This is a genomic window from uncultured Thermanaerothrix sp., from assembly GCF_938028735.1.
GTDB lineage: Bacteria > Chloroflexota > Anaerolineae > Anaerolineales > Anaerolineaceae > Thermanaerothrix.
Genome location: NZ_CALIMF010000014.1, coordinates 108633 through 121931 on the forward strand (window position 1 = coordinate 108633; position 13299 = coordinate 121931).

Consider the following 13299-nt stretch of genomic DNA (forward strand, 5'->3'; position numbering starts at 1 on the left):
AAGGACTTGATAGTATTGTATTGACTACACGAAATTTTATACAGAGAGAGATCTTCATTTTTCAGCCCGCTGTTTCTTAGGTCGATGATTTACGCCGATGGAAAGAAGGCTTATCCCCCACCCCAGTATCGCAAGGCCTATTCCCATTTCATAGGCACGCGGTCTAAATCTTATAACAACGACATGCTCACCTTCCGGAATGGCTACCGCTCTAAAAAGCCCTCCCAACGAGCCCACTTTCCAAGGTTGACCATCCAGAGTGGCTTCCCACCCCGGATAGCTCACTTCTGCTAGAATGAGCCAGCCTGGCCCACGTGCCCGCAAATGCCACTGATTAGGGGTCCGATCTATTATTCGCGCTTCTCCATCCACCCGAGGCGGCCAATTCAGATGGGATTGGACCCATACACGCGGGAAGGCCAACCGATTCACATAAACCAGAGAATCATCTATCTTATCTATCAATTCCAATCCTTCGGCCTCAAGCGGGAAGGCAGAGACAACATATTTGACATTCCACCAACCCAAAAGATCGGGACGGGGTACGAAGAAGCGGTTATCTTTCTCAGGATCTCCGTGGACAAACGGCGGCAAAGTAACCGAGTATCCTGTTGGCGCCACTCCGGTGGCTTCTTGCATAAACTCCACGTAGGCCTTTGTCTGGAGAGGGTGAACCCCATCCGCCAGTTCCAAACCGTACCGAGCCGCCACATACTGAGGTAAAGAGAAAGAAGGAGAATAAACACGAAATATCCCTGGTTGCTCAACCAAAAAACTGACCAAACCGGAGGTTCCTCTCCATACTTCCGAATCCGATCGGAACGTGATCCATGTTCTCCCGGCAACAACAAGATCCACCAAGGAGATTAAAGCCAAGATCACCCAACCCATCTCCTTTTTCAGCCGCTGACGTTCCCACAATGCAATAGCAAGAATGACGAGCCCCAACAGTAAAGCCCCAAATGTTAGCAGCCATGGAAACTCCCTAAAAAGGAGTCTCCATCCTATAGCCAGGAAAACCACGAACCCCCAGATGGCACTCAACCAGAAAACCACATCCGGATGCATGATGCGAGGAGAAGTCATCAACCAGTCCACGCCTGCCGCTGTACAAAGCGCCGCAACCAATCCTACCCCAAACCAGAGTCGCGCAGGAACTCGCAGCAGAGCCAGACCGGGTAGTTGCATTGCCTCTTCAAAGCCGGGCAAGTTAGAACCGAGCGAACCAATGAGCGCTAAAATCCCCAGGATCAACCACCCTCGCAAGGAACGGCGCAGAGAAGGAACCGCGATTACTAGTACTACCATACATACCGGCACGACTCCTAGATAAGTGACCCATTCGTGAAAACGCCCAAACCCCGGAAACACGATCCCCAACAGACTATAAGGGGGTAACGAGTAAACCATCGCCTCCTCGGGGCGCAATCCACTCCGCGTGGTCCGAGGCAACCATTCCAGAAAGGGTAGAAGTAGCGGGGCCGAAAGCATTAGCCCAACAATAGGTTGTAGAAGCAACCTACCTGCCTGATACACTAAGGACTCTTTGCGCCCACCTTGCCACTCCCCAAAGATAGCATACCCCAACCATATACCCGTTAAAATAGCCCCCCAGCGCAAATCTGCCAGCCAGGCCAATCCTAAAACCATGCCCGGCAAAAGTAACGTTCGGATTGAGCCTTCAGAGCACCCCCGACGCATTCTCTCTGCAACCAACACCCAAGGAGTCCACGCAAAAGCGTAGAGCATGGTAAAATGACCGGCTCCCCAATGGGCTATAACCTTTGGAAATAGCATAAGTACCCAACTACCTAACAAGGCTGCCCGCTGATCATATCCTTCCAACCTCAACCAGCGAAACATCCCCGCGCCAAGCATGAGAAGGTGTCCCATTAGGGTTAAGTTAAAACCCCAGGCTGAGGGCCAAATTAGACTCAGCCAGCCGAAGGGGTACCACAATCCATTCAACGGATCCGCAATTAGCGGGAATCCCCCTAAATAGGTATCCGACCACAATGGAATTTCACCAAAACGCCGCCACGCATCCGCGATCAACCAAGCATTTGTGAAATGAGCAATTAGCCCATCAGTAAATGATGAACCGGGAGGAAACGCCCACTTGCCCATTTCAGGTAGCCAGGGGAGGAGCGGAATCATCAATAACCAGGCTATTGTGGGGGGGTGACGAATTGATCTCATGGTATCAACGGAATGGCGTAAAGAGCAGTATCTCCCGCTTGAACCAATACTGGCAGAAAATCCAATTGTTTAACTTGTGCCGCGCTTTGCTCGCGAGGGCCCCAGAAGACAAAATCCACTCCCCTTTCCCTTAACCGCTGGGTCAAGTCCTTTGGTGCCCTAGCGTAAAGAAGTGAGTCGGTCACCCAACGCGATTGTTCCTCAGCGTTCACGGTTTCGAAGGGATGCCCATAAATTACGCGCCTTCCGGTATGAGCAGGAATAAACAAACCTGTCTCAGGAGCAGCGAACACCAATGCCTCTGGCGGGGTATGCTCGGAGATCCATTCCAACACCTCATACTCATCGGCTCTCAGGGTTAGTAGCGGATGTTGCGCACGAACCCCAGCTAGACCCATAAGGATTATCAAAAAACCTGTGGGAAGGGCAAGAATCAATGCCAATTGTTCGATAAACCCTCCTACCCTTCCCAGCCAGTGCCGGAGCAAACTTCCTCCTCGCACGGCAAGGATTACTACAGGGATGTAAAAACCTACCAGAAGACGCCGCTGAAGCCCCCACGGACTGTAGGCCATCACCCACCCCGCGATAAACCAGATGATCAAAAACGGGAGACTTAATGAAATGCCCTGTTTAGATTGGGTCAGTCCCAGGAAGGCCAGAATTAGCGCTGGAGAAAAGGCCACCAGATAATCCCACAGCGGTGGGGATGGGGTCAGATTCTGGGCATTCCACCCCCGCAGCCATATATCTTGCAAAATCGCCGTATATTGAAGAATTAACACGCTTCCCCCTCCCAACGCAAAGCCAAACATCCAACTCAATGGGACTTTCTGACGCTTATACCATAACCATATGCAATATCCTCCCCCTACCAGGCTACCAACCACTACCCCAAACGGTAAAACAATGGCTAGGGTTACACCAAGCACAATCGACAGTACAATCACCCATGGGCAAGAAAATGGCTTCAAGAGATTGGAGAAGAAAAGCAAGAGTAACCCTGTCCCTAGAGGAAAGTGAGGATTGGCAAACATGGAAAGCAGTGGATAAGCTTCTGCCAGCCAAAAATCCGCCGTAAATCCACCGGTCAGGCTGAATAACCACCCCAGACCAGATCCAAGCAAAGCCCAGTAATACATCCGGACAATTCCTTGACCCGAATCCTCCATAAGGACATTGAGAAAACGCCACAGTGCCAACATGAAAATCAAATCCGCCAGCAAACGCGCCAGATGAAACATAACAATCAGGGGTAGATGAAAAAGTCGCGCCAAATGCCCTAGAAAGATATAAAAAGTGAAAAGATAGACTGAGTAAGACGCCTCGGCAGTATAAGGCAAGCGAAATCGCCATTCCCCTAGAAAGCCCTCATACATTTTGGCTAGGTAAGAATTTCCATCTAGAGGGTTAAATAAGAAACCTCCAAAAACGTATCCTTCTGGAGTGACAAGAGCCGCAAAAATATATGGTAACCCCACCACCCCAAGAATCATTAGACTGCCAATCCATGGGAACCGCTGCTTTGCCATGTTAAAAAGTATACTAAAACCAACCATCACCTACCAACACGGATCGAGGATGGTTAGCTTGAGAGTCGGTTATGTGTGGTTGGCTGATAGCGGTCCCATGGACCTTTTCGGTAACAACATCCGCATGGTTGGAGAAACCACGATAATTGCAGGCAGAAACACTTTAAGGTCGGTTGCGCCAACTGGTGCACTTGCGGACCAGACAAGTTCGGGACGCGGTCTTAAATTATCACAGACAATCAGAGCGCCCGCATAAACCACTCTGTACAGGACCTTGTGGCGCAAATCATAGAAGCCCTGAGGACAAGGTGCTTGCCGATGGGTTTTCCAAACGATTACCCCTTTGTGAATGTCTGCCGGGTTTTGCAGAACCACCCTACGTCCAGCATTTTTAGCGTCATCGAATGCGAGAAGATTGCGCGACTAGAACGCCCGGCAAGTGACATCTCTGAATCGTGCTTGTAAACTGCCATTTACTAACTAAGCCAAGAGAAAAAAAACCGTTGCCCAATCTCGCAATATGCAGCATAGCGGGCAAAAATATGTCTGAGTTTTTGCAGACTAATGTCAATGCAGACGCCATCGGATGACTCCAGCGTAAAAGAGAGAAGTCTGACCTAGGCATCCAACTTCATGCTACAATTTTAGCGTTGGACTGGCTAAATATTAAACCCCTTCTCCAACAACTTCAAAGCAACTATCTCCAGCATGCATTCTATAATGAAAGCTCTTTGGAACGAATGACCAACATGTACTCCCAAATTCCCTCCCCTGGAAGTTGATCCTATGAGTCAGGCCTTTCATCTCCTACAGCTCCAGAAAATTGATTCACAACTTGACCAGATCGAAACCCGCTCCCAAGAGATCAGCTCCTTGCTGTCAGATCATTCTCAATTAGAAGAAGCCCAACGTCACCTTCAGCAAGCCGAGATGACGCTCAGAGAAAAACAACTTGCGCTCAAACGCATAGAACAAGATGTCCAGGCCAAGCGGATCAAACTGGAGCAAAGCGAAGAAAACCTTTACTCAGGACGAGTGAAAATCCCCAAGGAACTGCGCGATCTAGAAAATGAAGTTCAAGCGCTAAAACGTACGCTGGCTACTCTTGAAGATCGTCAATTAGAAGCCATGATAGAACTTGAACAGGCCGAGACGGAGTATCGCCAAGCGGAGGCTCAAGTGCAACAAGCGCAAGCCAAAGAAGCCGAGCGGCACGCCAGCCTACGAGGCGAACTCGACTCTCTCTCACGTAGCCGGGAGCGCCTGCTGCGCGAACGCGAAGTTATCCTCAACCAAATTGAGCCCCAGAATCAGGCCATCTATCAGCAATTACGCTTGCGCAAACGCGGAATTGCTGTAGCCACAGTGATAGATGAAACCTGCTCGGCGTGTGGCTCTACATTAACTCCCGCAGAACGTCAAGCGGCTCGTTTCCCCCATCAGTTAGTCTTTTGTTCCTCATGTGGACGAATCCTTTACGCGGGGTAGATCATGCAGAATTTCTTTGGCTTGCAACTTGATCGCCTTTCTTTCTGGATCGGATTTCTGACCGGAACACTATTCTGGTTTGTTTTATCACGCCTGAGCAAGGAATGGCCGGCAATTCGTGAGGGCCTGAAGCAATGGTTTAAGCATCTCAGACAACGCCAGTTGGCTGGAACAGAGTTTGCGATTCGGCAGGACGCTCTAAGGCGCGCCCAGCGTAGTCACCTTTCGGCTGCTTTGTTTTCGCTGGATGAGATTGTGATTCCCCCTCGCTTGCTCGCGCCGCCTCCGCTCCCATTGGAGGAGGCCGATTCGCGATTGCCCTATGTTTATGAGCAAATTTTCCCACCCTTACCAGAATGGCCCGAGTTTGCCTCTCGCTATGGTGCCCCCAGGCTTACCCCTCTCCAAGCCCTGGCTCAGCAAGCACGCGTTGCCATCCTCGGCAAACCAGGGAGCGGCAAGACGGTCACCCTAGCTTTCCTGGCCTCTCTCCTTGCACGCCGCGAAACTGACCTGGAATATGCTAACAATCTTACCCCCGTTTTCTTACATTACCTGGATATCGAGCCTTTTCTGCCCGATACCAAGGACCCGCTGGAGCCTATTTACAAGGCACTCAGTCGCATTTTGCCTCTTTCCGCCCAACCCCGTCTATGGAGCTTCCTTAAGAGTGCTTTTGGCGATGGCAACATAGCACTATTGTTAGACGGGGTTGATGAAATTCCTCCTGAAATGCTGGGAACCGCCACCTCCTACCTTAGGTCCCTGCTTGAGCGCTATCCCCACGTCCGCTTAATGCTGGCGGCTTCTGACCAATACTTGGACGGATTGTTAGGTTTAGGCATTGAGCCCCTTTTCCTGGCCGCCTGGACGCGGGATCAAACCGCAGAATTCATTGCGCGATGGAGTCGGCTGTGGAACCAACAGATTGGCTCCCAAATTTCCCAGAAAACCGGGCTCGTCCCTCTCGATGATCTGCTGGTTCGAGGATGGGTTGATCCCACACCGGTTTACTCGCCTCTGGAATGGACGCTTTACCTGTGGGCCCTTTTAGCAGGAGACTTGTCCAATACCATTCCACGCGCAATAGATGCTTACGTGAATCGCCTCTGCGGGCCTAAGATTCCCACCGCCTCACTGATCACCCTGGCGCGCACTTTTATAGAAAGCCGCAAGCCTGCTCTCACTATCCGCGAAATTGAACAAAGCGTCACTGAACTCCAGAGTCTCGCCCTAACCTCTCCGGAGGAGGAACCAAGCATCGACGAAAAGCCCCTAGCCGCGTCAACATCGAAAACGATGCGCCCCGCTAATCGCATTCTCCTGGCACTCTTGGATACGGGGCTTTTGAGCGAATATAGCGGCGAACGCCTGGCCTTTAACCACGTATACGTGATGGCCTATCTAGCTGCCCAGCAGTCCACCGCTCCCCCCATAGAACCCAGTCGTCCCCTTTGGAGCGCCGAAGACGCTCTTTGTTACCATTTTATTACCACCCACACGGGGACAAACTGGTTAGAAAGCTGGGTTGACACAGCTTCATCCTCATCTAAAACGTTTTTCCTTCATGCGTTTTACTGGGTGCGATTGGCTCCGCGCAATAGTGCAGCGCGTTCATTTTTGATGAAGCGTTTGCTTCCCATCTTGCAGGGCGAATCAGAAGATCCCGAGTCCCCAATGGAGGGCCTTGCGGCCTGTGTCACTGCCAACGATCCCTCATTAAGCTTGCTCTTCCGCCAATGGCTTAAAGCCACGCGGGCTGATCTTCGTCTCTATGGGACAGTGGGATGTGGTTTCCTCCAGGACCCCGCTGCTCTGAAGGAGCTCATCGCCCTCTTGAATGATCCTGAAGAAAAGGTTCGGGTGGGCGCTTGCTTTGGGCTGGCACAATACCGCGACCCAATGGCCGAGGAGGCCATTCTCCGCGCCCTGATGTTTGGCGATGAGATGTTGCGCCTAGCCGCTGCAGAGGTTTTAGCCAACGTGATACCCGGAGGAGAAGAGCATCTCAAAGAGGCCCTGACGCTGGAGGACTTACTCACCCGACGTGCAGCGGTTTTGGGCATCGCTCACCTCGATGCACCTTGGGTGATTGGCGAACTGGAACGTATGGCCGTGGAGGATGGGCAATGGGTAGTGCGTAACGCTGCCGCCCAGGCACTGGAAAGCCGCCGTCATGCTGATGCCCGTTTTCCCCACAAATCCATGCCACCCCATGAGACACCTTGGCTGATCGCTTTTGCAGCCAAAAGAGGGCAAGGTATTTCACCTGGTCAACCCGTAGATGCACTCTTGCAACAAGCGCTTGTTCAAGGGGACGACCAAGAAAAATTAGCCGCCATGCTCATGGTCCGTTCCCAGCCACACCCTGCTTACACACAAGCGCTTAAGACTCTTCTGCACCACGAGAATCCTGAGGTACGTCATATGGCCCGCTATACCCTTCGGGTTCTCTCCCTGTACTCTGCAGAAACATCCTTGGGTTAGGCAGTCTTTGATGCTTTTCTCAGCGCCTGATCCACTATCTCGGGAGACGGACCAATGACAGCGACTAGTTTTTGAGCCGATTCTTCACCGGCCACAATTTCGAGTTGAGATCGCTTGACTCCTAGAACTTTCTCTAACAAGGCCAAAAGAGCCCCATTGATCTGCTCAGGCTTGTCTTCAGTGGCGGGCAGACCAACAATCACCACCCCGTCCTCGGTAATGCATTCAATACAGCCTTGGGGTGCCCCCGACCTAACCAAGATGGAAAGCGCCGCACCACCCTTAGATTGGGTAAACCGAGGTTTAGTTGCTCGTCCCATGCTCTCACCTGAATTGGCTGAGAATGGTAATGAGTACCCACTCAATTGCCTGTATGAGAATAATTAGAATAAGGGGGCTGAAGTCTATCATCTGGACAGGCGGAACGACCCGACGTATCGGGGTCAACAAAGGTTCAACCACACGATCTAACGCCACTCGCACAGGGTGGAAGGGAGAAAGGAAATACGAGAGGACAACATCTACAATGATCACAATGACCAGCAGGGTGGAGAGGGCCTGAATCAATTGGATAAGAAACCAGACCATGGATCAATCCCTTTCTTAGCGTAGTTTAAGGACGGGGTCCCAGGATAGCCTGACCGACCCGTACAATGGTAGCCCCTTCCTCAATGGCCAGCGGAAAATCCGCACTAGTGCCCATTGAAAGTTCATCCCAGGAAGCGTTCGGAAAAGCCTGCGCCAGAAAATCACGCAAATGCCGCGAATGAACAAAGTACTGACGCGCCTGATGCGGATCTGCGGCGAGAGGTGGCATAGTCATGATTCCACGTACATCCAGATGCGGGCACGTACTCAGAATCAATTCAATCTCTGGCAAAAAGGCTGACCAGATTTCAGGAGTTTCTGCTCGCCAGCCCGATTTGCTTTCTTCGCCCCCCACGTTGAATTCGAGCAACACTGGCAGGCGCCGCTCTTGCTCGGCCAGCGCGCGTTCCAATTTCTGGGCCAAACGCAGGCTATCCAGCGCTTCAAACCAGTCAAAGAACTGGGCTACCAGTCTGGCTTTGCGGCTTTGCAAATGCCCGATCATATGCCATTCAACCGGATAGCCCCGCAAGACCTCCATTTTGGGAAGCGCTTCCTCAGGATAATTTTCGCCCAGGAACTTAGCGCCAGCCTGCACCACAGCCTGAATTGCCTCGACGGGCTGGCCCTTCGTCACCACGACGAGGCGAATCTGTGACGGATCGCGCCCGCTCCGCTGGGCTGCTTGATGAATTTGCTCCAGTACCCTGAGGTAGTTCTGGCGGATAGTAAGAGCGTCCAAGACCATTTACAACGCCTCCGTTTCAGGACCGCAATGCTATAAGGGCACCGAAGCGCCCAGTCCGCCCGGCTTCACCCCGATGGGAATACCAGTGCTTTAAGTCGCATGCCGTGCATAAACCGGCTACCTCCACCTGAGTCACACCTGCCTGATTTAGCCACAAGCGGTTGGCCTCCCATAAATTGAAATGGGTACGCCCGTCTCGCTGGATGAGGACCTCGCTGCTTTGCTCTCCAAAAGCACGCTCAACCAATTGTACTACTTCAGGCCCAACCCCATAGTGATCTGGGCCGATGGAGGGACCTATGGCAGCCTGAATATCTTCCGGTCGGCAACCGTATTCCTCTTGCATTGCCGTAATAGTTTTACGGACAATAGCCAGCACCGTGCCCTTCCATCCAGCATGTACCAACCCCACAACCCTGCGGTTAGGATCATAGAGTAAGATTGGCACACAGTCAGCAAAACGCATGAACAAAGTCACTTCAGGACAATTGGTCAGGATGGCATCTGCCTTCGTGTGAGGTGCATCCAGTGGACGCGGGCGATCAGTACTGATCACAATGTCACTATGAACCTGCCAGACATCGAAGATCGTCTCTACCTCGCGATTAACCGTCTCAAAGATACGACGGCGATTTTCGATAACGTTCTCCCGTAGATCACCCAGGTTTCCCCCCAAATTAAGACTGTCCCAAGGGACTGGACTGACCCCTCCCAAGCGCGTAAACACACCATGTACCACGGCCTCGGTTGGAAAAAGATCAAATTGATAGAAGACCAACCCATTCTGCTGCACAAATCCCATTACGACTACTCACCTAAATCCGAAACTTATCGACGCTGTCTTATTTGGCTAACAATTGCCCACTTACGTTGCAGGCTAATCCGTGTCTCTCGCATGTTTTCTTCAATAATAGGATAAAGGTACCACATTGTTGTCCAACCAAACAACACACCCGTGACTGTGCGTAATAATGGCGTACTCTCACGCACCCATACCCACTGGGAGAGAAAAGGAATCAAACCCGGCAACTGAGAAACTCCATCAAGCGCTATGGGGACTAAGCCTACCGCTCCCCATAGGTACCAGGGAAGAGATTTCCAACGCCGACCCGTAAGCGCGAAAACCAAGCCAAATGCCAGCATGGCCCCATAAATGGCTACATCCCGCTGACAAAGCGCAACCTTAAAACCTAGTGCCCCCGCACCATATCCGATAGCCTCGCCACCGGTGAGCGCGCGTGCGCGCGCCAGATCCAGACCGCTGAGTCCCGTCACTGCCTCAAAAGGGGCAACGCCATCCAGATGGGCCACCTCGCGTGGGTAATAGGGTTGCAAACCGAAGAGAAACCAGGAACGAAAGGCCAATTGATGACACAATGGGCTATATACCTTATAAATAGCGTTAGCCAGGCCTGTCCAGCCGGCTCGCAAGGATAATGGAGCCAGAAAGGGTAGACCAACGTAGAGAAGCAAGAAAAGATTAAACAAAGCCAGATAATGACGACTCAGCCACAAAGAAAGTGCATCAGCAGCACTCCAATGCTCTTGCTTGTAAATCTGGCTCTGGTATGCCGTTTGGTCTACACGCTGCATTTGCGCCTGCCGATCACGCGCTGCGCCTAATGCAACCTCGAGAGTTTGGCGTGAAAAAGGAGGGTGCAAACGGTAAGGTCCTACCTCCACAATCGGAAGGGTTTCCTCCCCCATAGGTGAAGGACCATTTCCCTCAATATCGACAACGGCGATCTGAAGATCATAAATAGGTTGTAACTCCCGCAAATAGTTCATGACCTCGTCACACAAGGCACAGTTGGCAGAACGATACACCGTCACAATGATCACGGCACAACTCCTAACACCCTTAAATAATCCGAGAGCATTTCTGGCGTCAATTGCCCTAAATGATAGGCAATAAGCACCCCATTCTGATTGACAAATAGGGTTAGTGGATAGCCCGGCACCTGGTAAAGATCATTAACCTTTCCATCCTCGTCCAACAAAATGGGAAAGGAAATACCAAGACTCTGGACAAAGTCCAACACTCTAGAACGCGCCTCGGCATAGTTGATACCCACAACGTTAATCTCATCCACGTGGGTCTCGTAAAGGCGCTGTAATAAAGGCATCTCATCACGACACGGAGCGCACCAGGAAGCCCAGAAATTCAACACCAATGGATGACCTTCAAAATCGGCTTTGCTTTTTATCTGACCGTCTAATGCAACTAACCTAAAATCCGGAATGGGGTGCCCCACTTCGACCCCAACCGAAGGGGACACTGCAGAACCCAAAAGAATACGAACTCCCAATAGCAAGCCCAGAAGAAGGGCTACTCCTGCAATCATAACCAAGGGGTAATACAAGACTCGCTTCACAGGCCTAAATCCACGAAGAAACCAAATTGAGCCAGCTGGTTAAAAATGCCCAGGAAAAGCAGAATCCCTACCCCTATCATAATCACACCCATAGCGATCTCCGCATAATGCATTACCTTACGATAACGACGCAAGAGGGTAACTACCCACCCAATGCCCAGTGCCGCGGCAAGAAATGGAATAGCCAAACCCAGTGAATACATTCCCAGTAAAAACAACCCATTAGAAATTGAACCCTGGTTTATCGCCAAGGTAAGGATCATGCCCAACACGGGCCCAATGCAGGGTGACCACCCGGCTGAGAAAGAAACTCCCAGAAGAGCCGAGGAAAGCAAGCTCCGCCGCCGATCCAGTTCTGTACGCGGGCGCAGATCATATTCCAACCATTGGATACGCAGCAACCCGGTCATGTGCAATCCCAGAAGCACCACAATAATGCCACCAAGACGCGCAATCCAGATCCGCAAATCATACAAAAGACTGCCTACTGCTGAAAGGGCCAAACCTAATGTGAGAAAAACCAGGCTGAACCCCAACACAAATGCTACGCCGTGGAGAAACGTCTCCAGACGATTGGGAATACCTTCTTGCTGCAAACGAGCAATAGACCGACCGCTTAAGTACCCCACGTACGCTGGGATCAACCCAAACACACACGGCGAGAGAAACGAAGCCAATCCTGCTAAAAACGCCAAGCCCGCACTGACATTTGCCACATGAGCCTCCTCAAAACAACACGCATGAATGATAAACCCTATGCCTCAACGACCTGAACTATCGTTCCGCCCGGCATGCTTACCGTGACATCTCCCGGGTCATAGGGAACAATGGGGCGGGTCCAGCGAAAGATAAATTTTGCATCCTCTGGGGCGCAATTGACACATCCGTGCGAACGCGGAGTACCAAAGTCGTTATGCCAGAACGTCGAATGAATAGCCACCCCTTCGCCAGTAAAGAGCGTCGTCCAGGCAACCCCCGGTAAATCATAACCGGTGCCCGTTTGTCCACCGCTCATATGAATAGAAATGGCTTTGCGCCAGATTGGATGCGGTCCAATCGGCGTCCCCCATTTTTCCACCAGGTTACCCGCTGCATCCCACTTTGCACCCGAAGAAATCTGGCAGGCGTAAACCTCGGTCTTACCCTCATAACAATAGAGCATTTGACGTGTAGGAGTAACATCCACGACTACGCGCTTATCCTCAACCTCCGGACTAATGGGTGCTATTTCCTCAGGTGTCAGAGGGCGGAAGGCCTCCGCTGCTGCCCAAAAAATATCCCCCGGTCCGTACCGCTCATTAATGCGATAAAGTACCTGCCCTTGCGAATTGGTGGTAATACCGTCCACCCACAAGATCTGACTATAGTATAGACGTGGGATTAAACCATGTTCCACAACATACTTGAGCCAAGGGGAGATGGGGCTTCGGTTCTCAAGAAATATCTGCACATGCGGTACGGTGACCTCAACCCACATCCCCTTGCCAAGACTGGTAACTGGCAAATCTTTGACCGGTTCATTCGGTAGATTGCGTACTGGTTGAACACTTGGAGCATAGATATAGCCATCCGGTGTCTCTACCCATCGGCGGCTCTGCCGTCCCGCTGGCACTTCACCCACTACTTCACGCAACCATACCACCACAGCGTCCTCGTATAGGATCCCCACAGAGGGGCTATCTACCGACGGGCGAGCACGTATATCCACCTTGCCCACACAAATTCGGCCCAGACGCTCTGCATCCGGCCAATTATCCGCCAGTTGCTTCCACTCCACCCATGGCCGCAAGGCGACAGCCCCTAGGGATAAAAACCCCAGTTTCAAAAACTCCCGTCGTGTGATTGGGCGGTACCAGAAATTCATGCCCATAAAGATACCCTG

The 13299-nt window shown here is 51.6% G+C and carries 12 protein-coding genes; 2 read left to right on the plus strand and 10 right to left on the minus strand.

Translation table 11 applies throughout. The features are described from left to right. Positions 1-54: 54 nt before the first annotated feature. Positions 55-2199 carry a hypothetical protein gene (locus Q0721_RS08215; protein WP_299028099.1) on the minus strand — a complete coding sequence of 715 codons (2145 nt, stop codon included), beginning with the start codon at positions 2197-2199 and terminating at the stop codon, positions 55-57. Continuing rightward, the gene (locus Q0721_RS08220; RefSeq protein ID WP_299028102.1) at positions 2196-3731 is read right to left on the minus strand and encodes a hypothetical protein; all 1536 of its coding nucleotides are present in this window, start codon (positions 3729-3731) and stop codon (positions 2196-2198) included. Before Q0721_RS08220 ends, Q0721_RS08215 begins: the two co-directional genes overlap by 4 nt. Before the next feature lie 786 nt (positions 3732-4517). Here Q0721_RS08220 and Q0721_RS08225 point away from each other — a divergent pair. Together Q0721_RS08225 and Q0721_RS08230 are read left to right on the plus strand one after the other, a co-directional pair. Continuing rightward, the gene (locus Q0721_RS08225; protein ID WP_299028104.1) at positions 4518-5219 is read left to right on the plus strand and encodes a C4-type zinc ribbon domain-containing protein; all 702 of its coding nucleotides are present in this window, start codon (positions 4518-4520) and stop codon (positions 5217-5219) included. 3 nt (positions 5220-5222) lie between these two features. Then, positions 5223-7706, plus strand: a complete 2484-nt coding sequence (locus Q0721_RS08230; RefSeq protein WP_299028106.1) for a HEAT repeat domain-containing protein — start codon at positions 5223-5225, stop codon at positions 7704-7706. Here Q0721_RS08230 and Q0721_RS08235 read toward each other — a convergent pair. Genes Q0721_RS08235 through Q0721_RS08270 form a run of 8 tightly spaced genes read right to left on the minus strand, consistent with a single transcriptional unit; the run spans position 7703 to position 13287 of the window. Continuing rightward, complete coding sequence (locus Q0721_RS08235; RefSeq protein WP_299028107.1) at positions 7703-8026, minus strand: DUF167 family protein; 324 nt, start codon at positions 8024-8026, stop codon at positions 7703-7705. The two genes, Q0721_RS08230 and Q0721_RS08235, sit on opposite strands and share 4 nt — an antisense overlap. A gap of 4 nt (positions 8027-8030) precedes the next feature. Beyond that, on the minus strand, positions 8031-8294 hold the full coding sequence (locus tag Q0721_RS08240) for a YggT family protein (RefSeq protein ID WP_299028109.1): 264 nt from the start codon (positions 8292-8294) through the stop codon (positions 8031-8033). A 25-nt stretch (positions 8295-8319) separates the two neighbouring features. Further along, positions 8320-9042, minus strand: a complete 723-nt coding sequence (locus Q0721_RS08245; protein WP_299028111.1) for a YggS family pyridoxal phosphate-dependent enzyme — start codon at positions 9040-9042, stop codon at positions 8320-8322. Between the two features lie 16 nt (positions 9043-9058). Next, on the minus strand, positions 9059-9844 hold the full coding sequence (pgeF, locus tag Q0721_RS08250) for a peptidoglycan editing factor PgeF (protein WP_299028117.1): 786 nt from the start codon (positions 9842-9844) through the stop codon (positions 9059-9061). A gap of 26 nt (positions 9845-9870) precedes the next feature. After that, positions 9871-10884 (minus strand): DUF2085 domain-containing protein, encoded by a 1014-nt coding sequence (locus Q0721_RS08255; RefSeq protein ID WP_299028120.1) that lies wholly within the window; start codon positions 10882-10884, stop codon positions 9871-9873. Continuing rightward, complete coding sequence (locus tag Q0721_RS08260) at positions 10881-11417, minus strand: TlpA disulfide reductase family protein (protein ID WP_299028123.1); 537 nt, start codon at positions 11415-11417, stop codon at positions 10881-10883. Before Q0721_RS08260 ends, Q0721_RS08255 begins: the two co-directional genes overlap by 4 nt. Further along, positions 11414-12133, minus strand: a complete 720-nt coding sequence (locus tag Q0721_RS08265) for a cytochrome c biogenesis protein CcdA (RefSeq protein ID WP_299028126.1) — start codon at positions 12131-12133, stop codon at positions 11414-11416. The genes Q0721_RS08260 and Q0721_RS08265 overlap by 4 nt, the downstream gene beginning before the upstream one ends. A 38-nt stretch (positions 12134-12171) precedes the next feature. Continuing rightward, on the minus strand, positions 12172-13287 hold the full coding sequence (locus Q0721_RS08270) for a L,D-transpeptidase (RefSeq protein WP_299028129.1): 1116 nt from the start codon (positions 13285-13287) through the stop codon (positions 12172-12174). Between the last annotated feature and the right edge of the window lie 12 nt (positions 13288-13299).